Raw genomic sequence first — 26,082 nt, 5'->3', positions numbered from 1 at the left:
TAACTCATAATTCATAATTCATATAATCCCGGAGCTTGCGCACCGGGCTATGCAAGTAAAGCCCTCAGGGCTTTTGAAACGAGGTTTCAAGTTTCCTTGCTTTGCTCGGCCTCAGCCTCCGTTTTTAATCCAATATTCCAATTCACCAATTCTTCAATTCCCCAATTCTTATATTCACCAATTCTAATATTCACCAATTCTTCAATACTCCAATTCACCAATTCTTCAATTCCCCAATTCTTCAATTCCCCAATTCCCCAATTCTTCAATTCCCCAATTCTTATATTCTATCCCTAACCCAAACAAAGCAAAATCATATTTTACAGGATCATGTGGATCTAAGGTTTTTAATTCATTCGTTAAATCGACTGCTAATTGCCAATTGGGCTTTTTCTCCGGGATAATTCTTAATAACTCCGCTTGCCTTTGCACATGAACGTCTAATGGGCAAATTAATTGGGAAGGTTCGATTTTATTCCAAATCCCAAAATCTACCCCCATGTTATCCTTTCTTACCATCCAACGTAAAAACATACAAATTCGTTTACAAGCAGATTTACTGGCGGGACGAGAAATGTGTTTTTTAGTTCGGTTTAATACCCATTCATCGTCGAAAAAGTAGGTATAAAAATTGTTTAAAGCTTTTTCAATGTTCGGCTCTTCGTCTGAAAAACCAATGGTAAAGGCCGTTTCTAAACTGTTGTGTTTTTGATAATGCCTTTGAAAAAAATGTAAAAAATAGAGGGTATCTGGGTATTGAAACGTTCGATGTTTGAAGTTTTCAAATCTTTTTAAATCAGTCTCCTGAAAACCTAAAATAAATTGATGTGGATTTCCATCCATTAAATCAATTAATTCATGGGCTTTGTTTAGAATGGTTTTCCTTTGCCCCCAAGATAAAATCGCTGTCCAAAATCCCATGATTTCTTTGTTTGCCTGGTCGGAAAACAAATGAGGAATACTAATGGGGTCATGTTCAATAAAACTGGTTTGATTGAACTGATTAAATTTTTTTTCTAATAATTCGCCAATTGCCGAATTCATTTTTTTCCAAAGAAAAATGAAATTACTTTCGATATAAGGGAGAAAAACCAAACAATAATAGTAGATGCCAAGGTGAATGCGGCAATAAAGGGATAAGCCAATATGAAAATAACCTCAAATATTACTTGTCCCGCGGTGATCGGCCTCTTTTTTCTAGGCATTTTATTGAATTAAATAACTTATTTCTGCACGAATTCTCTTGTCCACTGCATTTAATTTTTCAAATGCTTTTGGCGAAATTTTGATAATTACTTTGGGGTCAGAATTTGGTAAGCGACCTACTACTTTCACCCAAATACTTTGGTTATTTGCTAGGTTTTTAACCAAAACCAAAGTGCCAATTGGTGCTGATTTGTGAAGTGCCAAATATTTACCTGAATTATCTGGAACATCTATTAATTCAGCAATACCTGTTTCAATTGTTTTTTTAATCCCCTCTTGGGCTGGAGTGCTAGCTACTGTCGACTCCTCTGCTTTGGCAGGAATAGTCATATCAATTTTACCTTCAGTTTTCGGAGCTGTTTTTTCATTTTTAGCCGTAGCTGTTGGAAGGCTTGGTGATTCAATTCCTGGTTCTTTTACGATAAGTCTTTGTCCTTCTTGTAATCTATCAGATTTCAATTGATTCCATTTTCGGATATCAGCCATTTTAACTCCATACAAATTAGCGATAGTTAAAAGTCCTTGTTTTGGGAGAACAATATGGATATTGCTTTCTGATTTTTCAACCTTCTTTTCTGTATTTTTCTCCTCTTTTGTTTCCTTTTCTGAAGCAATAGGTTTATCAATATTTTTTAAAATACTAGGACTTTCCTCCAAATAATGTAAAGGAATGTAAACGATTTCACCACTTTTTACAGGAATATCTGTCTCTGGATTAACTTGTTTGAATTCTGCTAAGGATAAATTATATTTTTTCAAAACAGAAAACAAGGTCTGTTTTTGGCCCAGTTTATAAACGATATAGGTTTTATTGTTTTCCTTTTTCAATCCCAATGAGTCAAGCTTATTGGCTACAGACATATAGGTTATGCCTAAACAAAGAGATACGATTGATAATAACTTATTCATGTGCTAATACGATCAATTGATGCTTATTTTTGATATAAATTAAATGATTTGCGACTATTTGGAAAGTTATTTTTCCGATCAAATCATTTTCGTCTAATTGGTCTTTCCAAAGGATATCAAACGACGAATTACATACTTTTAGTATATTTACCCAAGCATTTTTGTAAATATAATAAGAAAAAACGAGTTGGTCTTCGCCTTCGTAATAATCAATTCCTTTTCCAATTTGTTCATTGAATTTTTTCTCGAAAAATTCTTGAAATTCTTTGAAGTATTCCTGACCTTCTGCATAGTGGTTTGGGGTATTTATTTCAAAGGTTTTTTCAAGTTTCATTACTTGTTGACTCGTTTTGCCATTTGATAAGTCGATGGCAAGAACTTGATTTACCACTGGGTTTTTTCCTTGCAGTAATTCAGAAAAGTAAGCAATTTTTCCAGAGGCTTGGATGAAATTATATTGATTTTTGAAGTCAAATGGATAAGGAATTTCAGTTATCTGATTTTTTTGAAAAGAATAGTTGAACCATTTCTTTTCAGTGGTTGATGCTGTTTCAATCCAAATATGTAAGTCTTCTGAATTGCCCCAGTAGCCAATTTGTTGAACTTTGTCAGTAAAAAGCTGTTGAAATTTAACTTTCAAAATGAAATATCCTTAATTTTCTGCAAATTTGAGAAATTTTTTATCATTTATGGCTTCCAACTTATCAATTCTTGCAATTATTCCTGCTCGTTTTGCCTCTACTCGTTTTCCCGGAAAACCTTTGGTAGAAATTAATGGCAAAACAATGATTCAAAGAACCTATGAGCAGGTAAATAAATTGAAAATTTGGGCTGATGTGATAATTGCAACAGATGATATACGTATAAAGGACGTTGCTGAAAATTTTGGGGCAAAGGTTGTGATGACCTCTGCAGAGCATGTCTCAGGGACCGATAGATGTGCAGAGGTATTATCTAAATATGGTGATGATGTTGATTATGTGGTGAATATTCAGGGAGATGAACCCTTTATTCATCCCACACAGTTGGAAGATTTAGTTTTAGGATTCGAAAAAAAACCTGAATTGGTTACCTTGGTTAAGAAAATTGAAGATGATGGAACTTTATTTAATCCAAATAATCCAAAGGTGATAATTGATTCAACAGGTAAAGCCATTTATTTTTCTCGACAAACCATTCCTTATCTTAGAAATGTGCCACCCAATGAATGGCTGAGTCAAGGGGTTTTTTACAAACACATCGGTTTGTATGCCTATCGATCAGATATTTTACCTAAAATTGCTCATTTGAAGCCATCTTTCCTGGAAAATTGTGAATCCTTGGAGCAATTGCGTTGGATTGAAAACGGCTATCAGATACAGACTATGAAAACAGATTTGGAAACCATTGGTATTGATACGCCAGAAGATTTAAATCGATTGAAATCAATGGGTTTTATTTCTTGATTTTGTCCAAATTTTAAGTAAAAAGAAGTAAATTGCGTGATGATTCAAAAACCATCTATTAGAGAAATATTAAAGGAGCGAATTCTAGTGCTTGATGGAGCCATGGGCTCTTTAATTCAAGAGTATAAGCTTACTGATGCGGATTATAGAGGAGAAAGATTTAAAGACTTTCCACATGAAGTGAAGGGAAATAATGATTTGCTTTCTATTACGCGTCCAGATATTATCCAAGAAATTCATAAAAAATACTTTGAGGCTGGTGCCGATATTGCTGAAACCAATACCTTTTCGGGTACTTCCATTGCCATGGCAGATTACCACATGGAGGATTTGGTCTATGAATTGAATTTTGAATCTGCTAAAATTGCCAAAGAGGTTGCCGATAAATTCACCCAGGAAAATCCAGAAAAACCAAGGTATGTGGCAGGTTCTATGGGGCCAACAAATAGAACACTTTCTCTTTCACCTGATGTAAATGATCCAGGGTTTCGTGCGGTTAGTTTTGATGAATTAGTTGAAGCCTACACCGAACAAGTTCGTGGATTAGTAGATGGCGGGGTTGATTTATTATTGATTGAGACAGTTTTTGATACACTTAACGCAAAGGCAGCATTATTTGCCATTGACGAATATTTTACAAAACATCCTGAAAAAGAATATTTGCCTGTTATGGTTTCAGGTACCATTACCGACCAATCAGGTAGAACCTTGTCAGGCCAAACCACTGAGGCCTTTTTGACATCCGTTTCTCATATGCCTTTGTTGTCTGTGGGAATTAACTGTGCTTTAGGTGCTGATTTGATGCGTCCTTATGTACAAACCCTTTCTGATCATTCTCCATTTTATGTTTCAGCGCATCCCAATGCTGGATTGCCGAATGAAATGGGAGAGTACGATCAGAGTCCAGAAGAAATGGCTGTTATTGTTGGGGACTTTTTGAAAAATGGATTAGTAAATATCATTGGTGGTTGTTGTGGAACAACCCCCGCTCATATCAAATTAATTGCTGACGCTGCTGCAAAATATCAACCACATCAAATTCCTGCTCAAAATGATAACCAGAAATTATCTGGATTGGAGCCATTGGAAATTAGTCCTTTGACAAATTTTGTGAATGTGGGTGAAAGATGTAATGTGACAGGTTCTAAGAAATTTGCTCGATTGATCAGAGAGGAGAATTTCGAGGAAGCAATTCAAATTGCCAGAGATCAAGTGGAAGGTGGAGCGCAGATATTGGATATCAATTTGGATGAGGGAATGATTGATGGTGTTGCCATGATGCCTAAATTCTTGAATTTGTTGATGGCAGAGCCTGATATTGCCAAATTACCCTTGATGATTGATTCATCGAAATGGGAAGTGATTGAAGCAGGTTTGAAATGTGTTCAAGGTAAATCTATTGTCAATTCTATTTCCTTAAAAGAAGGAGAGGAGCGATTCATTGAATTGGCACATGAAATTAAAAGTTATGGTGCCTCTGCAGTGGTGATGGCTTTTGATGAAACAGGACAAGCAGATAGTTACGAAAGAAGAATTGAAATATGTTCTCGTGCTTACAAGATTTTAACTGAAAAAGTTGGATTCCCTGCACAAGATATCATTTTCGATCCCAATATTTTAACCGTTGCCACCGGAATTGAAGAGCATAACAATTATGCCAACGATTTCATCAATGCCACGCGTTGGATCAAGCAAAATCTGCCTTTAGCGAAAGTTTCGGGTGGGGTTTCAAATATTTCCTTCTCATTCAGAGGAAATGAGCCTGTGCGTGAAGCGATGCACACGGTATTTTTATACCATGCCATTAAAGCTGGTATGGATATGGGTATTGTGAATGCTGGACAGTTAGGAGTTTATGACGATATCCCACAGCCTTTGCGTGATTTATGCGAAGATGTGTTGATGAATAAAAACAATGAAGCAACTGAAAAACTAGTAAATTTTGCCGAAACGGTAAAATCGACTTCTAAGGAAGTGGTTGTGGATTTAGAATGGAGAAATTTACCTGTTAATAAGCGTTTAGAACATGCCTTGATCAAAGGTTTGACTGAATTTATTGATGAGGATGTTGAGGAGGCTCGTCAACAAGCAGAAAAACCAATACAGGTGATTGAAGGCCCTTTGATGGACGGAATGAATGTAGTGGGTGATTTATTTGGAGAAGGAAAGATGTTCTTGCCGCAGGTAGTGAAGTCGGCCCGCGTAATGAAAAAGGCAGTTGCTTATTTGTTGCCATTTATTGAAGCTGAAAAAGAAGGTACTGGTAGTTCTTCGGCTGGTAAAATTTTATTGGCTACAGTGAAAGGGGATGTGCATGATATTGGTAAAAATATTGTGGGTGTTGTTTTGGCTTGTAATAATTTCGAAATCATTGATTTGGGAGTTATGGTGCCATGCGATAAGATTTTAGCAGCAGCTAAAGAGCATCAAGTTGATATTATTGGACTTTCTGGATTGATTACTCCAAGTTTAGATGAAATGGTTTATGTGGCCAAAGAAATGGAGCGACAAGGCTTAACTATTCCATTGTTAATTGGTGGAGCAACAACCTCACGTATACATACGGCGGTTAAGATTGATCCACATTATTCGGGACCTGTAATTCATGTCTTAGATGCTTCAAGGTCAGTGCCAGTAGCTGGTAGATTACTTCAGAGTGAATTAACTCAGAAAGAGATTTATCAAGAAATTAAAAGTGAATATGCTGAATTGCGCGAAGCCCACGCGAATCGCCAGCAGGATAAAAATTATTTGACAATTCAACAAGCAAGGGATAAGCAAAAATCGATTGATTGGACTGGGTTTAAGGCTAAAAAGCCAAGCTTTTTAGGAACGAAATATTTAAAAGATTTCCCAATTGAACAATTGGTTCCTTATATCGATTGGACACCATTTTTCTCAACTTGGCAATTATCGGGCAAATACCCAAAAATATTTGATAATCCGATTGTTGGAGAGGAGGCAAAAAAGCTTTTTGCGGATGCAGAAGCGATGTTGAAGCAAATTATTGCTGAAAAATGGTTATCAGCCAATGCTGCTGTAGGATTTTTCCCGGCAAACTCATTTGGTGATGATATCATTTTGCATGATTTTGTAGAAAAATCGCAAACCGTACCTTGTGAAAAACATGGTGAACATATTCACTTGAATTACGAAATTCAAACAAATGATGCTAAATCTGATTCAAGTAAATGGTTGCATCATTTGAGACAACAAGGACAAAAAGCAGCAAGTTTACCCAATTTATGTATAAGTGATTTTGTTGCTCCTTTGGAGGCAGATGTCGATTACATTGGAGCATTTGCTGTTTCTACCGGATTTGGGATTGAAACCAAATTAGCAGAATTTGAAAAAACGCATGACGATTATAACAGCATTATGTTAAAAGCATTGGCTGACCGTTTGGCGGAGGCTTTTGCTGAATATTTACATGAAAAAGTACGTAAAGAATATTGGGGCTATGCAGCCAATGAAGCTTTTCAAAATGAAGAATTGATTTCAGAAAAATACCAAGGGATTCGTCCAGCACCAGGGTACCCTGCTTGTCCCGACCATACCGAAAAGGTTCGATTATTCGAATTGTTGAATGTAGAAGAAATGACAGGGATTTCTTTAACAGAAAGTTTAGCAATGTATCCAGCTTCTTCTGTTTCAGGTTTTTATTTCTCACACCCTCAAAGTACTTATTTTGGATTGGGTAAAATTGCAAAAGACCAAGTGGAGGATTATGCCAAACGCAAGGGGATGAGCATTGAGGAAGTTGAGAAGTGGTTGAGTCCTGTCTTAAATTATCAATAGAAAATGACAAAAATTACCGAATATTTTAATCAGGCTAAGGGGAAAACATTGTTTTCATTGGAGATTATTCCACCGATGAAAGGTTCAAATTTTGGCGATTTGATGCAGAATATAGAACCATTAATGGAATTCAATCCTCCATTTATTGAGGTTACCTACCACAGGGAAGAATATATTACGAAAGAGGTAAATGGTGAAACCAAAAGAATACCTATACGTAAGCGACCTGGAACATTAGGGATTTGTGCTGCAATCATGCAGAAATTCAAAGTTGAGGCTGTTCCGCATGTAATTTGTGGAGGATTTACGAAAGAAGAAACAGAGGATTTCTTAATTGATTTACATTATTTGGGCATTGAAAATATTTTGGCACTTCGAGGTGACCAAGAAAAAGGGGAAACCCATTTCATACCTAAATCGGGTGGACATGCATTCGCCAATGAATTGGTGGAGCAAATTTCAGCCATGAATCAAGGTAAATTGTTGTACGAAGAAACCGAATCCTTTCCTACCAATTTTTGTGTAGGAGTGGCGGGTTATCCTGAAAAACATTTTGAAGCAATTTCTTTGGAGGAAGATTTACAAAACCTTAAGAGAAAAGTGGATGCAGGTGCTGATTATATTGTGACGCAAATGTTTTTCGACAATCGAAAATATTTTGATTTTGTAGACAAATGTAGGGCAATCGGAATCAATGTGCCTATTATTCCGGGTCTAAAACCTTTGTCCACGGCTCGTCAGCTTCAAATATTACCTGAAATTTTCTTTTTAGATATTCCAGAAGATTTACAAAAAGCGGTGAAGGCATGTACCGCACCAGAGCAAATTAAGCAAGTGGGTATTGAGTGGACAATTGCTCAAGGGCGTGAATTAATGCAAGCTGGTGTGCCAGCGCTACATTTTTACACCATGAGTAAATCAGATAACGTACAAGCAATTGCCAAATCCTTATTCTAGGGATTTGGCTTTTTCTATTTTTTCATTGGCTCTGTCCTGGGCATCTTGCAAAATTTTCTCTACTTTTTTATCGGCTTCTCTTTTTAATTTATCTGCTAATTTTTGGGCTGCAAATTTTGCCAAAGGATTGCCAGCTTGTTCCACCAATTTATCTGCTTCTGCGTAGGCAATACCTTTAATTCGCTCTGCTTCTTCCCGAGCTTTAGCCATCTCTTGGTCTGCCAATCGTTGAGCTTCCTCTATTGCCTTATTTTTTTGTTTTTTGATTTCAGATTTGACAACATTTTGAATGGCCTGCTGTATATCCTTTGCATTAAATTTATCTAAATAGGATTTCGATAAACCCGCTTGAATAAGTGGTTTAGGGATAGTACCGCTAATGTTTATTTCAAAAGGAATATTACCTTTAATAGTGGGTTTTTGACCTCCTGGAATTAGGTTTATGAATTTTTCATTCAACTGTGTTAACCATTTATTACCAAGCTTTTCAACAGGTATTTCTGTTTGAATCGAATAGGCTAAACTTTGATTTAAACCATTTTTTCCAGAAACTGCGAATTGTCCAAAATTGGTATGGATGTCAAAAGGTTTGAAAATCAAAAATCCATCTTTTATCACAAAGTTCATTTTAGTAGGATTGAGAGATATTTGATTTTGTCCTTTCCAATTGCTTAGGGTAATAATTTTGTTTAAAATTTCAGAACCTTTTGCCTCAATTTGTCCAGTATTTAAGATTCCTTCAGCATTTACAGAAGGAAGTATTAAGTCAAATTTGGAATTGAAATTTCCAGAAAAATTGAATGAAGTTGCAATATCCCCCTGAAGCGATCCTGCAATGGGTAAATATTTTTGCACTAAAGCTATATTCTCAAATGCCTTTGGAATGGAAAGAGATTTGACATCAATTCCAACCTTACTTGTAAAATCTTCCCCTTTAATTAGGTAACCAAATACATTTTCAATGCTACCTTTTACATGGAAAAGGGTTTGCAAGTAATTTACACTTGTTTGAATTTGTACTTTTTGTGGGCTGAAATTTCCAATTAATTTAGCCATTTCAATGCTTTGGTTTTGGTATTTTCCTTTGAAATTCTCCACAACTGCCTTTCCTGAAACTTTTCCTTTTCCCTTTTTCAATTGACTCAATTGCCCATCGAATTGTATGTCAGCATACATTTTGCCAGAATAGCTCAAGTTTTCTTTACTAAAAAATCGATATAATGATTGTAAATCAATGTCTCCTTTGATGTTTCCGTTTAAAATAGGGTCACCTGTCGGATGTTTAATATGCAATTCACCATTTAACTTATTTTGGTTAACAAGCGTGGAAAAAGGAGCAATGTGAATTTCAGTATTTTCAACTTTCCCAGTTGGGTTGTTTGCCTCGAAGCCAACTTGCAAATTGCTGATTTTGTCAGGTTTACCCTCATAGGCTAAATTGGCATTATTAAGAGCTAATTTGATGTTGAAATTTGGAATTTGCGTATCGTTTAAAATTCCATTCATTGAACCATTCAAATGAAACTCTCCATTTGCCTTTAGTTTTTCGAAATCATTTTTGTATAAGGAGGGTATAATTGAAAACAGATTTTTGATTTCAGTTTTGGCTGCTTTAAAGGTGAAATCCATTTTCATGTTTTCATTTGGCATGGCAACTGAATAAGAAAACTCAATGGGTAATTCATTTAGTAGAAGGGTATTGTTGGTGAACTTGAATTCCATTTGTTTGAAATTCATGGAAATTGGGGCTTCTAATTGGGCTCTGATTCCACTGAAAATTGGCTTGCCTAAAAAAGCTAAATCCCAATGTTCAACCTCTGTTTCTGTTTGCAAATCAAATACCTCATTTTGAAAATCACCTTTCCCCAAATGGTTTAATCCTATTAGATGGGTCTCGAAGTTTCTGGATTCATCTAGATAAATTATTTCAGATTCTTTTAATTGATAGTATTGAAGGGCAATTTGTAAGGGACTTTCACTCGTAGTGGTTTCTTGTGTTGTTTTTTTACTTATATCCCAATTTGCTTTCCCGTTTTTAAGAATATGTAATTTGATTTTTGCTTTTTCAATTGCAATTTCTTTTATGATAACCTGATTGGCACTGATGAATTTCCACAGGTTTATTTCTAACTTAAAATTGGATATGTTTGCCAATGTGTCGTTTTTGAACTCATTTATCCCAATAATTTTAAGATTTTGTAATTGAATATTGGCATTCGGGAAACTGCGGAAAATGCCTACTGAAACATCTTCTATTTGAACTTTTGCCTCTAGTTTTTTGTTTATTTCGCTAATGGCCTTTTCTTTTATTTTGCCTTGGTAAATCCATCCTAAAATGAATGAAAGGAGTAAGATGCTAAGTAAAAAAGCTGAAAAATAGCCAATGATTTTTTTGAACATATTAGTGAATTTATTTTAAAACAAAGGTATGAAAGTTTTAGTATACGGTGCCTCAGAAAACCCAGAAAGATATGCTTATAAAGCTGCAGATTTGTTGTTGAAATATAAGCATGAAATTGTTTTGGTGGGCCATCGTGACGGCAATCTTTTTGGTTACCCCATTCATAAACAAAAACAATTTGAGCCAGTAGATACAGTAACCTTGTATGTTGGACCTAAAAATCAAGAAGGATTACTTGATTATCTTAAAGTTTTAAAACCTAAACGTGTGATATTTAATCCAGGAACTGAAAATCCTACATTGGAGGAGGAATTAGAGGCTTTAGGTATTCAAGTAGAAGAAGCCTGTACGCTTGTATTATTGCATACAGGCCAATTTTAATTACAATTGGATTAATTTGAATTCAAATTCTTCCATGATGATATTTGCTAACAATTTTTTGCAGGCATCTGTAACGATTTGATTTGCCTCTGCTTCAGAACCAGCTTCCAATTGTAATTGGATATGCTTGCCAATTCGTGCATCTGAAACTTGATTGATTCCTAAATTTTGAAGACCAATTTTTACGGCCTTACCTTGTGGATCTAGGATTTCCTTTTGAGGCATTACATTAATTTCTGCTAAAAACTTCATTTTTTTTGACTATTAAAGATAAATTGAATTCCAGACAATAGAATATAACAAACGACCAAAACTGGAATAGCTACAAATTTAAGGAATATTACGCTTATGACACAGAAAATTAAAAAAATGTATCGCATTTGATTTTCCGACCACCCAAACGACTTGAATTTAAAGGCCATTAAAGGTAATTCAGAAACCAATAAATAACTCATCAATACGGCATATATCAAAAGTCCGTTGAAGCTTAAAAAGTATTGGCTATATTCAGGTTGGAAATGTAATATTAATGGGATTGAAGCAATAAGTAGTCCATTAGCAGGAGTTGGAACTCCGATGAATTGATCAGTTTGTCGAGTATCAATGTTAAATTTTGCCAATCGGTAACAAGATGCCAAGGCTAATAAAAACACCATATAGGGTTTATAGAAGCCACCAATACCGTAATAACATAGGCTGGTACATGAATTTTCAACCAATCCTAATAATATGAAACTTGGTAAGACCCCAAAGGAAACCATATCGGCCAAAGAATCTAATTGTTTGCCAATTTCGGAGTAGGCGCTTAATAATCTGGCAAGGAAACCATCAAAGAAGTCGAAAACAAGGGAAATGCCAATGCAATACGAGGCAGCGAGCAAATTGTTTTGCATCACAAAAACCAATCCTAAGCAACCTGCCAAGAGGTTAGATAGGGTTAATAAATTAGGAATTTCTTTTTTCAAACTCATTGTTTTCGTACGAATGGATTTAACCTTTTTTCATCTCCCATCAAAGTTGTCCCTCCGTGTCCTGGATAAACTAAAATGTCGTCTGGGAGAGTATAAAATTGGGTCTGAATACTTTTTAAAAGGTCATCATGATTACATAAAGGAAAATCTGTTCGACCAATACTTCTTCTGAATAACACGTCTCCCGAAAGTAATATTTTATCTTCTTCAAAATAAAATGCAACGTGTCCAGGAGCGTGACCAGGGACAAATAAAACTTTTCCTGAAAAATTTCCTAAATTCTTCAATTCTCCCTCAGTTAATTCAAAATCTACTGAGGGTTCTTGGTAATGTGGAAATCCGTAAAATTCTGCTCGTTCTTTTACATTTTGTAAGAGTATAAAATCTTTTGGATGTAATCCGAAGGGAATTTTGTAAATCTCTTTTAGGGCTTGCACTCCCAATACATGATCTACATGGGCATGTGTATTGATGATAGCAAGGGGTGTGATATCCTTTTCAGCAATAAAATCCCTCAATTTTTGTCTTTCTTCGAAGGTATAACAACCCGGGTCAATGATGAGTCCTTCGTTTTGTTCGTTCCAAACAAGGTAGGTGTTTTCTTGAAAAGCGTTGAAGCAAAAAGTTTGAACTTGAATCATTTGTTGAAATTTGCAAAAAATAATGGAAATATAAAATTACCTGCCTAATAAAAAGATGGTTGGTTTTTTGTGTAAATCAGGAAGTTGCTTTTTCCAATCCTGAATTTTCTTGGTTTTGGAAAACCCATCTTGTCCTTTTACCTCGCAAGAAATACTTAAAAGGGAGTCGGGATGGCAAGTTTGAAGTAGGTCCTCTAACAATCCATTATTGCGATAAGGTGTTTCCATGAAAATCTGAGTTTGTCCTTTTATTTGAACATCCTTTTCTAAATTTTCAATTTTTCGAATGCGATTGGGGCGTTCAATTGGGAGGTATCCATGAAAGGCAAAACTTTGTCCGGAGAATCCAGATGCCATCAGGGCTAATAAAATTGAAGATGGCCCTACAAGTGGTTCTACTTCAATATTCATTTCATGTGCCAATTGGCAGGCCATAGCTCCAGGGTCAGCAACACCCGGGCACCCAGCTTCTGAAATCACACCAGCTAATTTGCAATGGTTTTGCTTCCATTGATTTAAGATTTTTCGGATATCAGCAGTTTTGCTCTCTTTGGTCAACTCAAAAAATTCTAAATCCTCTATATTGATTCCCAATTTTAATTCACTGATAAATCGTCTTGCAGTTCTGGTGTTTTCCACCAAAAAATGTTTGCAAGCAAGAATTGCCTCTTTAATCTCTGCAGGCAAGGTGCCTTGGACGGTGTTTTCAGCAATTGGACAAGGAATCAGTACTAGTTTCATAGAATTTGTTGAACGGCTTTTACAAATGCCTCTGGTTGGTCGGCTTGTACCCAATGCCCAGCATTAGTAATTTCGATGATTTCAAAATTGGGAAAAATTTCGGATATATATCTTTCGTCTTCTGGTAAAATATAATGCGAGTCGGAGCCTTTAATGAAATAGGTGAAAGTTTCAGACGGATTTTTAATGAATAATTCATGTCCAACCACATCAATGTTTTTGGTAATGACTTTCAAATTGATTCTAAAAGCAAATTCGTTTTCAGAATTTCTGTAAAGATTTTTTAATAGAAATTGTCGCACTCCTTCCTTTTCCTCAAATCGTTTCAAATGCTCATTAGCTTCTGTTCTCGATTGAAGATTTTTTAAATCCAGTGAATTCAAGCCATTTAAAATTTGTGTATGATGCACAGGGTAGTATTTTGGAGCAATATCTACAATGATTACTTTTTGGGCTAAGGCGGGATAATTTAGTTCAAATTGCATCACAACTTTTCCACCCATGGAGTGTCCAATTAATATGGGGTTTTGCAATTGATGGTCTTCAATGAATTCTTTTAAATCTGCGGCCATGACCATATAATCAAATTCATCAGACCAAGGACTTTGCCCGTGATTTCGTTGGTCGAGCAGGAACACTTGGTGAGTTTCCGCAAGTACTTTTCCGATGTTTACCCAATTATCTGAGCTTCCAAAAATTCCGTGAAGAATGATGATTGGGGTACCTTGTTCACCTAATTTTCTGAAATATAATTTCATTTGAAGTATATCGCTTTTTCTTTTTGTTCAATGGTTTGTCCAATTTTGAAAATCACTTGATTTTCTGTTTGCATCAAAGATTCGAATTCTTGAGTTTTAGAATTCTCTATGGCAATCAATAAACCTCCTGAGGTTTGAGGATCTGCTCCAATATATTTTAGCTTTTCATCCAACCCGTTTTCTATTCGATGTTCATAAGAGGCTAAATTTCTTTTGGTGCCGCCTGGAAAGCATTCTTTTTCTAAGTAGAAATCAATATTAGGAAGTTTTGGGAAATTTAATGGATTTACTTCTGCAGATATTCCTGAGCCATCACACATTTCTATCAAGTGTCCAAATAGACCAAATCCTGTAACATCTGTCAAGGCTTTTACATAATCTAGTCCACCCAAAACAGCTCCAATTTTATTGAGACCTTCCATTTGTTGAATGGCCATTTCTAAATCTTTCGATTCGATAATGTTTCTTTTTTGGGCAGTTGTTAATATGCCTACTCCCAGTGGTTTGGTTAGGTATAGCGTACAATTTGGGCTTGCTGTATTGTTTTGTTTTAAATGTTCTTTTTTTACTTTACCGGTTACTGCAAGTCCAAAAATAGGTTCAGGGGAGTCAATTGAATGTCCACCGGCTAAAGGAATTCCTGCCTCTAAACAAGCAGCTCTACCTCCCTTTACAACCTCTTTTGCTACTTCAGGTGCCAATTTGTCTATTGGCCAACCCAGTATCGCTATTGCTAAAAGGGGAGTTCCACCCATAGCGTACACATCGGATATGGCATTAGTTGCAGCGATTTTTCCAAAATGAAATGGGTCGTCTACAATTGGCATGAAAAAATCTGTGGTAGAAATTACTGCTTCTCCGTTTTGCCAATCAAATGCAGCGGCGTCATCTTTGCTTTCATTTCCAACTAATAAATCCTTCCAAATGATTTTTTCATCGGTATGGATTATTTTATCTAAAATTTGTGGCGAAATCTTGCAACCACAACCAGCTCCATGTGAATACGAGGTTAATTTAATAGGGTCTTCCAAGGGATTTTAAAAATTATTTTACAAAAATATTCTTTAAAAAGTTAAAAATTAATTTATTGTTAAGAATTGCTTAAAAATTGCACAAAATCATGCTTTAAAAACTATTTAATCAAATTAATTATTTGTTTTATTCTATTAGTCAATTAGTTGAAGAGGTATGTGTCTATTTATCTTTTGGAAATTTTAGGATTTTGAAGTTAATTTGCATTTTCAAACTAAAACTCTTTTTATTACTAAATTTCAAATTTATGCAAAAAAGATTTACTATTAAATCGGTATTGTTAGGGGCAATTTTTGCTTTATTCGCAATACTTCCCGCAGGGCATTTATTTGCTCAAGGATCCACAACTTCTGCTATTGCGGGTGTTGTATTGGACGAAAAAGGTGAGGGCCTTCCAGGTGCCACCGTTATTGCCATTCACGAGCCAACTGGTTCACGTTATGGTGCTTCAACACGTGCAGATGGACGTTTTAACATCGTTAACATGCGTGTGGGTGGTCCATACAAAGTATCAGTAACTTTCGTGGGTTACAAGGATGCAGTTCAGACAGGAATTGTATTGACTTTAGCTCAGGAGTTACGTCAAAATTTCAAATTAGAAGTTAACCAAGCCCAATTAGAAGAAGTTAAAGTTGTTGCTTCTCGTAGTTCTGTGATTAACTCAGGACGTACAGGTGCTGCTACTACCGTTGGTAACTCTCAAATCACAACATTACCTACTTTGAACCGTTCATTAGGTGATTTTGCTCGTTTAGATCCACGTGCAAACGGTTTGAACTTTGCTGGTAGAAATGCCTCTTTCAACAATATTACAATTGATGGAGCTTATTTCAATAATGCATTTGGTTTGCAGTCAACAATTGGTTCTCAAGCAGGTGCTTCTCCGATTTCGGTAGATGCAATAGATCAATTCCAGGTATTAATTGCTCCTTACGACGTTCGTCAGGGGATGGCAACGGGTGCAAATATCAACGTAGTTACTAAATCTGGTTCAAATAATTGGACTGGTTCAGTTTATAACTTTGGAACAAACGAAGGTTTGGTAGGTAATAGAATTGGTGATGTAGTAAATCAATATGGTAAGTTCAACCGAGGACAATTTGGTGGCCGTGTAGGTGGAGCTATCATCAAAAATAAATTATTTGTATTTGGTTCATTTGAACAAGAAAATGAAACAAATCCTGGTTCAAACTATACTGCAAGAGCATCTGCTGCAACTGCAGCTACTGCTTCTGAATCTAGAGCCGTGGCAGCTGATTTAGATCGTTTAAAGGATTTCTTGGTTACAAAATACAACTATGATCCAGGAGCATATCAAAATTATAACAAGGAGAAATATTCTTCTAAAATCAATTTGCGTTTAGACTGGAATATTTCAGATAAGCACAAGTTCAACTTCAAGTATAACTACCTTCGTTCTTATTCCGATATTTCTCCATCAAATTCAGGTTCCTTGACGAATGGTCGTTCTCCTTCAACCTTGGTATTACCTTTCCAAGGAATTATGTACAGAATCAACAATAACTTAGATTCATACATTGCTGAATTGAACTCTACGTTCTCTTCTTCTGTAGCAAATAACTTAACTGTAGGTTATACACAAATGCGTGACTTCCGTCAATCTCCAGTGAATAACACTCCATTTCCAACTGTGGATATAGGTAATGGGGATTTGACACAATTAACAACTTTTGGTTATGAACCTTTTTCTGCAAATAATATTTTGAATTCAGATATTTTTCAAATCTCTGACAATTTAACAATTTATAAAGGAAAGAACGTTTGGACAATTGGTGCTGCTTATGAAACAAATTCATTCAGTAATGGTTTTGCTCCTAATTACTATGGTTTATTCCATTTTAAATCAATTGATGATTTTATTAAAAATGCTTCTGGAGATGCAACAGTTTTACCTGTTAGATATCAACAACAATATTCAATGTACCCAGAATTTCCATTTGCTGAAATGAAAGGAAATACTCTGTCTCTTTATGGTCAAGATGAAATTTCAGTTGCTAAAGGATTGAAATTAACTTTTGGTTTGCGTGCAGATGGTACTTCATTCCCTGTTTCTCAGGAGGTAAAGTATAATAATACAAACGTTTCTAGTTTAACATTCCGCGATGGTGCAAGAATTGAGTCAACAAATAAATTCCCTGATTTTAATATCTTATGGTCACCTCGTTTCGGATTTAATTGGGATGTAAAAGATGATAAAACTACACAAATTCGTGGTGGTTTAGGTATCTTCTCAGGCCGTGTTCCTTATGTTTGGTTATCAAACCAATTATCAAATAATGGTGTATTATTTGGTTCGGAAACCATTACAGATGCTGCTACGCTAGCAAAGCGTCCATTTAATCCTGATGTAAATGCTTATAGACCTACATCTTTAAAAGAAAATACTTCTTATAATTTAGCAATTACTGATCCTAATTTCAAATTCCCTCAAATTTTCCGTTCAAATTTAGCAATTGATAAACAATTGGGTGAAGGTTGGATTGTTGGATTAGAAGGAATATATACGAAAGATATTAATGCGGTTTATTTAGAAAACATAAATTTACCAAATGCAATGGGTAAGGCAGTTGGAACTGATAATCGTCCAATTTGGTACACTTTTGCAAATGGTATTCCTACTGTTTCTACTAAAAACAACCAAATTTATGGTGGCACAAAAGGTGTAAATGCACCAGCTACTGGTAACACGGTTACTTCTCCAAACATTTCTGATGCCATCTTAATTAAGAATACCAATCTAGGTTATTCATACGCTTTCACAGCCACAGTTTCAAAATCATTTGAAAATGGATTATTCGCAAGTTTAGCCTATACAAATTCTGATTCTCGTTCTGTGAACGACGGTGGTTCAATTGCACAATCTCAATGGAGAGATCGTGTTGTATCAGGTGATCCAAATGAAAATGTAGCATCTTATTCATCTTACTTACAAAGTCATAGAATTAATGCATACGGCTCTTATAAAATCAATTATTTGAACGAAAAAGCTAGTACGACTTTTGGATTTACTTATTCTGTAGCTCCTGCAGGACGTTATTCTTATGTTTACTCTGGCGATATGAATGGGGATAACCAAACTTCGAATGATTTAATGTTTGTTCCTAGAAATGAATCAGATATTTTATTGAAGGATTTAACAGGTTATACAAAAGCGCAGCAATGGGCAGATTTAGATAAATTTATCTCTCAGGATCCATATTTAAGTACACGTCGTGGACAATATGCTGAAAGAAATGGTGCTGAATTGCCTTGGCAAGCAAACTTTGACTTTAAAATCATTCAAGATTTTTATGTTAAAGTTGCTGGAAAAAGAAATACAATTCAATTAACATTGGATATTTTTAACTTTGGTAATTATGTTTCTCCAAATTGGGGCTTAAGCCAATCAGCTGTTAAGACAGCAATTTTGAACTATACAGGAAATGATGCAACTACTGGTCGTCCAGTATTCCAATTCCCATTCCGTTCAGGAACTACTCCAATGGCTGAGACCTTCCAAAGAAACTTTGGTTTAGGTTCTAGATGGCAAGCACAATTTGGTTTGAGATATATCTTCAACTAATTGAAAATTGCTATACCAAAAAAGGCTTCGAGAAATCGAAGCCTTTTTTGGTTATAATTAACAATTAACAATTAACAATTAACAATTCATAACCCCCTTATCCACCTCCTTATCAATTCCACCCCCTCCTTATGCACCATGGTTCTTCCCATTTCAGGCATCATAATTCCAGGGTCAGTAGAATTCATTCGGTAGAATAGAATACTTTCAAGAGGTTTGCCTGGGACTATGTCATATTTAAGATTGCCCGAACCACGACCTGCAGCAACTGGGCTTTTTAAATGTCCATAGCTTGATACATTCAAATTGTTCCAATTTAAAAATAATCCGGAGTTTTTAGCGGGACCTTTCTCGTTATGGCAATGGGCACAATTAATGTCTAAATAGGCATTTGTTCGTTCACTTAAGCTTTTCGATTCGTCTAAATAATCAACTAATTGAGGAGCATTTTTTAATTCATCTTTTCCAATTTGTAAAATCCCTAATTCTTTCCATTTCGTCAATTGATTTTGATGGTACCCATCAATAATCGTTTCCTTATTCAATTGTCGCGCAGAAGGCCCAATGGGACTCATTTTTCCTGCTACTTCATGGCATCCTTTGCATTGATTGATATTTGGGACTTCGTAATTGATATTTACCTTTTTGCCATTTAGATTGACATAAGAAACAGGAATGGTTTCACCTGTTATTTCTAATATGGCATCTGTTTGCTCCTCATTCCAAATATAGGGGTAGGCTTTCCAACCTGTTGATTGATGAATCAATAACCTGGTTTCGATAATTCTTCGACCCATTTCTGGTTTTCGTTCATCGAATGGATAATAGAAATTTTTAATTAGAATTGTACCTTCCGGAAAATTTAAAACCTCTGTTGAATTGTAAGGTATGGTTTTACCTTCTGGAAGTTTGATAAATCTAAGTTTCGAGGCATAATCCGTGAATAATGAGCTGTTTAATTCATAGGGTATAATTCTTTGGTTAGGTTGTAAGTTTTTCAAATCACCAAGAAAAAAATTATAAGATGAAAGTTTTTCGGGAATACCTTTTTGTGAATTGGTGTTTAAGAAAATAATTATACAAATAAGTAATTCTAAAATTATTATTTTCTTTATTTTTTCCATTATATATTAAAATCAATCCGATTTTTTCATAGTCCACACTTAGCAAAGCTAAGCGTGAGATTCAACTTGCCCACTTGCTCACTGGCTCACTAGCTCACTAGCTAACTGGCTCATTAGCTAACTTGCTCACTTTATATCTACTTTTTTAGTACTAATCAAATCACAAATATAGGCAGGGTCATTCCAAACTTTGCCTTTGAAATTATGTTCAGCATCCAAAATCATAAAACTTTGTGGCGTATTGTTGCTGATACAAATTTTATTTTCAGGATAAAACTCACCGTTTGTATTTAATTTTTTGGGGTCCTTGATGCCATCAATTATAATCATAGGTGGATTTTTACCCACCTTGAGTAATAATCGGTATAATTTGCCAAATCGACCTTTAAAAGGCACTCTGCCAGGTTTTCTGATAAATTGGTTATCATGAATTGAAATACCAGCAGGATAGGGGTCGTATGCTTTGTCGTGTATGGGTATTTCAGTCATGTAATAGCTTATAATTCCAGCGCCAAAGGTTTTATGATTTCTAATTTTATTATTGAAAATTTCTACATTATTAGTAGCCAAAACTAAAACACCAGTCCCCTTTGGCACATTCCCAACAATGTTTCCCTTTGGGGCAAAATTGTCTAAATTATTGTTTTCAACTAGGTTATCGTGGACCATAACATGTCCACCTTTCTTTTGTACTAAATCGGGTAAATCAAAAACCAAAATTCCACCTGTGTTTTCGTATGCTTTGTTGTTGTAAACCTCAGCATACAAAGAATTCTCAATTTCTATTCCTGCAACATTTTGGTAAGCTTCTGAGTTTTTAACTTGTATGTGTTTCGATTGCCCTACATAAATTCCTGCATCAGATGCCCCAATGGCTACACAGCTATCTATGATGACATTTTCACAAAGTACAGGGTAAAGTGCATAGCTTCCATTGGTAGATTTGGGTCCTCCTGTCCATTCAGCCTTTATATTTTTGAATGTAATTCCTTTAACCTCCGTTGTTTTTATTAAATCCCCCTTTGCATTTTGAGCAGTGAAATTTTCTAAGATTATATTTTCAGAATTACTGATTTTAATCCCTTCGGCGCCAGATGTTTGGCCAAAGAAATTTAAGATCGTTTTATCCATTCCCTTCCCACGGATGATGATGTTTTTCTTTCCCTCTAAACTTAGTGTTTTGCTTAATTGAAAATTACCTTCAGGTAGGTTGATGATTGTATTATCTTCTGCTACTAAAAAGAGCGTTTGAAGCTTTTTTTCCTCTGCCGATTGTCCAAAGGAATTAGTTGAAATTCCCCATATCCCAAAACTACATAAGATTAGTATTACCGATTTCATTCTTTCAAATTTGAATCTCTAAACTATTCAAATTTTGCCAAATTATCACATTATTTATATAAAAAATCATAAACCTGATAATGTGGTTGGAAGCCTTTGTTTTAATTTTTTTTAAAAATAAATTTATTCAACAATTAACCATTAACCATTAACAATTAACAATTAACAATTAACAATTCATACCACTATGGAAAACTACATCAAACACCTTACAGATGACCTAAAAGCCGCCCAGCGATTAGGAAAACAAAATATCCGACAATCATTTACTTCATTTGAAGATTACATAGACGACATTGAGACTTATACCTGCAATTATAAAAATATGTTCATTTTTGAATTGATTGGTATCGGCAATGAGTGGTTTCCTGAATCTAATTTGCTTTCCGAATCGCAAATGAAAGTCATCAATAATGCGTTTGAAAAATGTCTTTATTCCTGGAATATCATTTTAGATATTCCAAAGTCATTTCCAACCGATAAAAAATATAAATTAATTGTTTCGACACTGGGTATGCGTGTCAACATTTTGCAATTTGGATTCCTGCATTTAGATTTTTGTGAACAGGATGTAGAGAATTGTCCTTTGGGTCCAACCCATTGTTCTTGTCAACATTTTTTCAATGACGAAAATTATATTTTTTCATCATTAGGTGATGACGATTTGGATTAGACCCAAGGAAATAAATTAGTTTTGAGGTCTTTGTCCAAATCCACCTTGACGCATTCTTTCCTGCATCTCTTGGTATTTCTTCATTTGCTCCTCAGTTAAAATGGTTTTAAGACTGTCCATCATAGCTTGATTGCTAGATTTCATGGCTTCACGCATCTTTTCCATGTCCATACCATTTTCACGCATTTCCATCATTTTGGTCACACTTGCCTCTACCAATGGGAAAATTTTGTTGGATTGTTCCTTGCTCAGTTTTAATTCAGATTCCATACGCGCCATGCGTTGTTGAACCATTTGCTCAGGACTGAAGCCTTGGGCATTCGAAGCGAAATTGACTGCTAATAAAGTAGCTAGTACATAAAAGGTTTTTTTAAGGGTTTTCATTTTTATTAAGTTTAAAGTATATATATAATTAGTGCATAGAACTTAAGTTCTAAAGTTCTAAAGTTCTAAAGTTCTAAAAATGCGTTCATAAACTTCATGCGGTTCCAATTCTTTATGCTCGGCATTAGACGAAACAAATATCGGATAAAATTGTTTTTCAACAAACGGACTACCGTGTGAGCCTTTAATTAAATTTGCATTCAATGGAATTACATTCATTAAATACCTGAATCCAGCCAATTTTCTGGCCAATTTATAGGCTGCTTTTAATTTGATGAATGGATTTTTGGGGTCCATAAACATCTCAACTGGGTCATATCCTGGCTTTTTATGAATATCAACCAAGCGTGCAAAATCAGGGGCTTTTTGGTCGTCCAACCAATAATAATAGGTAAACCAAGCATTGTCGTTCGCCACTAAAACCAAATCTCCTGATCGTTTGTTGGCTAAGTGGTATTCTTTTTGCTCTTCTTTGTCTAAAATCAATTTTATCCCAGGTAAGTCTTCCAATTCATATCGGATTTGCTCAATCTTCGATTTATCTTTGATATAAATGTGAGCAATTTGATGGTCAGATGCGGAAAATGCTTCTGAAGCTCCAGCATCTAATAATTCTAATCCTTGTTCCTCTCGAATAGCAATATGGCCATGTTCTCTTAAATACCTATTCACATGGACAGGTTGATTCACAGGATTAATTCCGTATTCTGAAAGCAAAATAATTTCTGCACCTGCCGATTCAAAATGTTCAACTAATTGCTTTACCACCTCGTCAATTTCACCTAGTTCTTTTGAAATTTTAGTAAAATCGTTTCCAAATTTCTGTAAACAATAATCGAGATGTGGAAGGTAAATTAAATTGAGCGTTGGATTATATTTTTTGTCTACATAAATGGAGGCATCTGCTATCCATTGGGTAGATTTTATATTTGCATTTGGTCCCCAGAAATTGAAAAGGGGAAACGTTCCTAAGACTTCTTGCAATTCATCTCGTAAACTGGCGGGTTGTGAATAACAATCTGGTGCTTTCACTCCATCTGCGTGATATTGTGGCCTTGGTGTAACTGAATAATCTGCATTAGAATACATATTGTACCACCAAAACATTTTGGCACAGGTAAATTCTGGATTTACCTCTTTGGCTTTATCCCAAATTTTATCCGCTTCTACTAATTGATTCGATTGCTTCCAAAACTTAACCTCAGCATCTTGTTGGTCATACCACCCATTGCCTACAATTCCATGTGTTTCAGGATAAACCCCAGTTAGGTAATTGCTTTGTGCAGTAGTAGTTACAGCCGGTAAAGACGGTTTGATTCTTTGTATATAATGTTTCTCAATATATGATTGAATAAATGGAGTGTGTGCTCCAATGACGCTTTGGCTCAAACCTACAATATCAATAACAGCCGTTTTTTTCATTTTTATAATTGTTTCAGAACCCAATCGATCTCTCGAGCAATACTTTCTTCCATAGGTTTTTGCAATTCTTTAGGCAAAACTCCCCAAGTATACGTTTCAATTTCTAATTGCTCTGTATAGGCATGTAACTTTTGTAATTGAATACTTTTTCTAATTTCCTCTTGAGTTGAATCAATTAAACCAAAATTGTCTAAAAAGATCGGAATATGAAAATGTATTCTTGCTTCTTTAAAATCTTCTTTCAAAGGAATTAATGCCTCTGAGAGATCTCCAAATTCAATGATTTTATCACTTGAATTTTTTGCTCGAACTTGATGCAGATATATGGGCTCTTCATATGCTTTTAGGGCCACTAATTTCTCATCTTTTTGTTCACCCAAATCTACTCGAAGTGCCGAGCTAATTTGAATTTTTCCGATACCAATTCCTTTTTCTTTTAGTTCCTTCAAAGAATCTTCAATAGAATCAAACGACACTGCATAATGACAAACATCGAAGCAGATTTGAATATGTTCTCTAATTTGAAGCTCTTTTTCTGGATTACTCTCTACTAATTTTTCAAACCATTTCACAAATTCCTGATGATTTCCCAATAATCCATCAGGTTCAGGTTCAATATCCAAATGAATAGATTTTCCTGTTTTACTTTTTAAATCGACTAAAAAATCAACTAAATCTAAAATATGTTTGTTAGACTTTTCAAAAGCACTTTGAATTGAATCTGCATTCCACCAAAATTTATAAGATAGGGGTGAGGTTGAAAGTCCTGCTGTTTGTAAAGTTTCAGGCAAAATTTGAACTAAAATTTGAGCCAGTCGCTTTGAGTATTCCAAGCGCTCAAAAGTAGTCCAATCAGGTGTATGAACCTGGTCTTTTACAATTTCCTTGTGGAATCCTCCAAATGGAAATCCATTTAAAGTATATACAAAAACGTCTTCTTTTTGAAGCCAGTTTTTTAACTCTTGAAGTTTTAGTGGATTCTCAAAAAGCTCAATGGAAGCTAAATTGGCAATTCTTAATCCCAATCCAAATGATTGCTTGGGTGAAACCAATTCCTTGATTTTAGGAACGTTATTTTGTAATTCTTGAAAATGTTCTTCCCAAATTTCTCCAGGATGGATGTTGCTACAGTACCCTAATAAGCCGAATTGCGTATACATTATTGTGATAGTTCTTCAAGTAAATCTACAGCTTTTTTCATCAAATCAAAGTCGATTTCATGTACTTCAAAACCCTTGCCAATTTTTTCTAACAATGTAATAGTTAATTGACCTCCCAGGTGTTCTCTAAATTCATTTAAACCGTTGAATAAATTTATCTTATCATTTTCAGCAAGTGCCGAGTGAAAAGTTGCAAATCCTAAATCTTGGAACAAATAAACGACACCTTCTGCTTCTTTTTGAGAAATATAACCTTTTAAATAGGAGTAAAGTGTATCTAGGCATATTCCAATAGCAACTGCCTCTCCATGTCTGATTTGAAAATCACTTAAATATTCTAATTTATGGGCCGCCCAATGTCCAAAATCCAAAGGCCTGGCAGAACCGGTTTCAAATGGGTCGCCACTGGCAATATGTTGCAGGTGAAGCTGCGCACATCTGAAAATTTGCTCTTGCATTACCCTTTTGTTGCCAGCAATTAATTCTTCAATATGAGCAATAATCCATTTAAAGAATTCAATATCTTTGATTAGAGCAACTTTAATAGCTTCCGCCAAACCTCCCCTTAAATCGCGCTCACCTAAACTTTCTAAAAATTGCATGTCGTTAAAAACAGCAACTGGAGGAGCAAATGTGCCTAAAAAGTTCTTTTTACCTAAATAATTGACTGCATTTTTTACCCCAACTCCCGAATCATTTTGTGAAAGTACCGTGGTTGGAATTCGTATTAATTTAACGCCTCGATGTGAAATTCCCGCTGCATAGCCAACCATGTCCAGCAAGGCGCCACCACCAATACATGCCACAAAAGAGTGTCGGTCAATACCATGTTCGTTAATTGCACGAATGACCTCTTCATAATATCTTGGATCATTTTTGCAGTTTTCGCCTCCTTCTAACACTAATATTTCAGGCATTAATTCTGCAAAATTTTCGTGGTTAAAATAGGCTACAATTTGTGAAGTTAGATTTTTATGACTTTTTGCAACGAATTCATCAACCACAAATAAGACCTTTTTTTGATAGTCTTTATTGCCAAAATTTACAATAAAATCTTTGAAAAGTGTGTTTTCTTTTTCAAAGAGGTTTTCTGTAAAAAATACTTCGTATTTATATGGAACTGAAAATTCTTGTGTAAGCGAAAGTCTATTCATT

At 35.2% G+C, this 26,082-nt stretch carries 23 protein-coding genes; 6 read left to right on the top strand and 17 right to left on the bottom strand.

Going from position 1 to position 26,082, the window contains the following annotated elements; all coding sequences use genetic code 11:
* Positions 1-86: 86 nt before the first annotated feature.
* From EOJ36_RS06345 to EOJ36_RS06330, 4 genes are all read right to left on the bottom strand, one after another.
* Positions 87-245, bottom strand: coding sequence for a hypothetical protein (locus EOJ36_RS06345; protein WP_238944428.1), 159 nt, complete (start codon positions 243-245; stop codon positions 87-89).
* Complete coding sequence (locus EOJ36_RS06340; protein WP_127803520.1) at positions 226-1,044, bottom strand: TIGR02757 family protein; 819 nt, start codon at positions 1,042-1,044, stop codon at positions 226-228. Before EOJ36_RS06340 ends, EOJ36_RS06345 begins: the two co-directional genes overlap by 20 nt.
* A gap of 162 nt (positions 1,045-1,206) precedes the next feature.
* Entirely contained in the window at positions 1,207-2,115 is a 909-nt protein-coding gene (locus EOJ36_RS06335) for a septal ring lytic transglycosylase RlpA family protein (protein WP_127803518.1), read from the bottom strand.
* Positions 2,108-2,755 (bottom strand): hypothetical protein, encoded by a 648-nt coding sequence (locus EOJ36_RS06330; RefSeq protein WP_127803516.1) that lies wholly within the window; start codon positions 2,753-2,755, stop codon positions 2,108-2,110. Before EOJ36_RS06330 ends, EOJ36_RS06335 begins: the two co-directional genes overlap by 8 nt.
* A gap of 49 nt (positions 2,756-2,804) precedes the next feature.
* Here EOJ36_RS06330 and kdsB point away from each other — a divergent pair, with 49 nt between their 5' ends.
* The 3 genes from kdsB to metF are packed head-to-tail and all read left to right on the top strand — an operon-like array spanning position 2,805 to position 8,315.
* A complete protein-coding gene (gene kdsB / locus EOJ36_RS06325; RefSeq protein ID WP_127803514.1) occupies positions 2,805-3,560 on the top strand; it encodes a 3-deoxy-manno-octulosonate cytidylyltransferase in 756 nt (251 codons plus the stop codon).
* Positions 3,561-3,599: 39 nt separating this feature from the next.
* Complete coding sequence (gene metH, locus EOJ36_RS06320) at positions 3,600-7,358, top strand: methionine synthase (RefSeq protein WP_127803512.1); 3,759 nt, start codon at positions 3,600-3,602, stop codon at positions 7,356-7,358.
* 3 nt (positions 7,359-7,361) lie between these two features.
* Positions 7,362-8,315, top strand: a complete 954-nt coding sequence (gene metF, locus EOJ36_RS06315; RefSeq protein ID WP_127803510.1) for a methylenetetrahydrofolate reductase [NAD(P)H] — start codon at positions 7,362-7,364, stop codon at positions 8,313-8,315.
* Here the strand turns inward: metF and EOJ36_RS06310 are convergent.
* The gene (locus tag EOJ36_RS06310; RefSeq protein ID WP_127803508.1) at positions 8,307-10,715 is read right to left on the bottom strand and encodes an AsmA-like C-terminal region-containing protein; all 2,409 of its coding nucleotides are present in this window, start codon (positions 10,713-10,715) and stop codon (positions 8,307-8,309) included. The genes metF and EOJ36_RS06310 overlap by 9 nt on opposite strands.
* Before the next feature lie 28 nt (positions 10,716-10,743).
* Between EOJ36_RS06310 and EOJ36_RS06305 the strand changes: the two genes are divergently transcribed.
* On the top strand, positions 10,744-11,097 hold the full coding sequence (locus EOJ36_RS06305; protein WP_127803506.1) for a CoA-binding protein: 354 nt from the start codon (positions 10,744-10,746) through the stop codon (positions 11,095-11,097).
* On the opposite strand, the gene purS is transcribed toward EOJ36_RS06305, so the two are convergent.
* From purS to selD, 6 genes are read right to left on the bottom strand one after another with little or no spacing between them, the layout of a single operon-like run.
* Entirely contained in the window at positions 11,098-11,349 is a 252-nt protein-coding gene (purS, locus tag EOJ36_RS06300) for a phosphoribosylformylglycinamidine synthase subunit PurS (protein WP_127803504.1), read from the bottom strand.
* Positions 11,346-12,068, bottom strand: a complete 723-nt coding sequence (locus EOJ36_RS06295) for a CDP-alcohol phosphatidyltransferase family protein (protein WP_127803501.1) — start codon at positions 12,066-12,068, stop codon at positions 11,346-11,348. The genes purS and EOJ36_RS06295 overlap by 4 nt, the downstream gene beginning before the upstream one ends.
* Entirely contained in the window at positions 12,065-12,709 is a 645-nt protein-coding gene (locus EOJ36_RS06290; protein ID WP_127803499.1) for an MBL fold metallo-hydrolase, read from the bottom strand. The genes EOJ36_RS06295 and EOJ36_RS06290 overlap by 4 nt, the downstream gene beginning before the upstream one ends.
* Before the next feature lie 36 nt (positions 12,710-12,745).
* Positions 12,746-13,450 (bottom strand): SAM-dependent methyltransferase, encoded by a 705-nt coding sequence (locus EOJ36_RS06285; RefSeq protein WP_127803497.1) that lies wholly within the window; start codon positions 13,448-13,450, stop codon positions 12,746-12,748.
* Complete coding sequence (locus EOJ36_RS06280) at positions 13,447-14,208, bottom strand: alpha/beta fold hydrolase (protein WP_127803495.1); 762 nt, start codon at positions 14,206-14,208, stop codon at positions 13,447-13,449. The genes EOJ36_RS06285 and EOJ36_RS06280 overlap by 4 nt, the downstream gene beginning before the upstream one ends.
* Positions 14,205-15,239 (bottom strand): selenide, water dikinase SelD, encoded by a 1,035-nt coding sequence (gene selD, locus EOJ36_RS06275; protein ID WP_127803493.1) that lies wholly within the window; start codon positions 15,237-15,239, stop codon positions 14,205-14,207. The genes EOJ36_RS06280 and selD overlap by 4 nt, the downstream gene beginning before the upstream one ends.
* Before the next feature lie 248 nt (positions 15,240-15,487).
* Here selD and EOJ36_RS06270 point away from each other — a divergent pair, with 248 nt between their 5' ends.
* A complete protein-coding gene (locus EOJ36_RS06270; RefSeq protein ID WP_127803491.1) occupies positions 15,488-18,823 on the top strand; it encodes a TonB-dependent receptor in 3,336 nt (1,111 codons plus the stop codon).
* 86 nt (positions 18,824-18,909) lie between these two features.
* Here EOJ36_RS06270 and EOJ36_RS06265 read toward each other — a convergent pair whose 3' ends face one another.
* Positions 18,910-19,947, bottom strand: a complete 1,038-nt coding sequence (locus EOJ36_RS06265; protein WP_127803489.1) for an SO2930 family diheme c-type cytochrome — start codon at positions 19,945-19,947, stop codon at positions 18,910-18,912.
* Positions 19,948-20,073: 126 nt separating this feature from the next.
* The gene (locus EOJ36_RS06260) at positions 20,074-21,288 is read right to left on the bottom strand and encodes a parallel beta-helix domain-containing protein (RefSeq protein ID WP_127803487.1); all 1,215 of its coding nucleotides are present in this window, start codon (positions 21,286-21,288) and stop codon (positions 20,074-20,076) included.
* 187 nt (positions 21,289-21,475) lie between these two features.
* Here EOJ36_RS06260 and EOJ36_RS06255 point away from each other — a divergent pair, with 187 nt between their 5' ends.
* Positions 21,476-21,961 carry a hypothetical protein gene (locus EOJ36_RS06255; RefSeq protein ID WP_127803485.1) on the top strand — a complete coding sequence of 162 codons (486 nt, stop codon included), beginning with the start codon at positions 21,476-21,478 and terminating at the stop codon, positions 21,959-21,961.
* Between the two features lie 15 nt (positions 21,962-21,976).
* Here EOJ36_RS06255 and EOJ36_RS06250 read toward each other — a convergent pair whose 3' ends face one another.
* From EOJ36_RS06250 to EOJ36_RS06235, 4 genes are read right to left on the bottom strand one after another with little or no spacing between them, the layout of a single operon-like run.
* Positions 21,977-22,345 carry a hypothetical protein gene (locus tag EOJ36_RS06250; protein ID WP_127803483.1) on the bottom strand — a complete coding sequence of 123 codons (369 nt, stop codon included), beginning with the start codon at positions 22,343-22,345 and terminating at the stop codon, positions 21,977-21,979.
* Positions 22,346-22,402: 57 nt separating this feature from the next.
* Positions 22,403-23,767 (bottom strand): alkaline phosphatase family protein, encoded by a 1,365-nt coding sequence (locus tag EOJ36_RS06245; protein WP_127803481.1) that lies wholly within the window; start codon positions 23,765-23,767, stop codon positions 22,403-22,405.
* 2 nt (positions 23,768-23,769) lie between these two features.
* The gene (gene eboE / locus EOJ36_RS06240; protein ID WP_127803479.1) at positions 23,770-24,927 is read right to left on the bottom strand and encodes a metabolite traffic protein EboE; all 1,158 of its coding nucleotides are present in this window, start codon (positions 24,925-24,927) and stop codon (positions 23,770-23,772) included.
* Entirely contained in the window at positions 24,927-26,081 is a 1,155-nt protein-coding gene (locus EOJ36_RS06235) for a 3-dehydroquinate synthase (protein ID WP_127803477.1), read from the bottom strand. The genes eboE and EOJ36_RS06235 overlap by 1 nt, the downstream gene beginning before the upstream one ends.
* Between the last annotated feature and the right edge of the window lies 1 nt (position 26,082).

The organism is Sandaracinomonas limnophila, assembly GCF_004005965.1.
GTDB classification, from domain to species: Bacteria; Bacteroidota; Bacteroidia; order Cytophagales; family Spirosomataceae; genus Sandaracinomonas; species Sandaracinomonas limnophila.
This window is presented reverse-complemented; position numbering and strand designations above follow the sequence as displayed.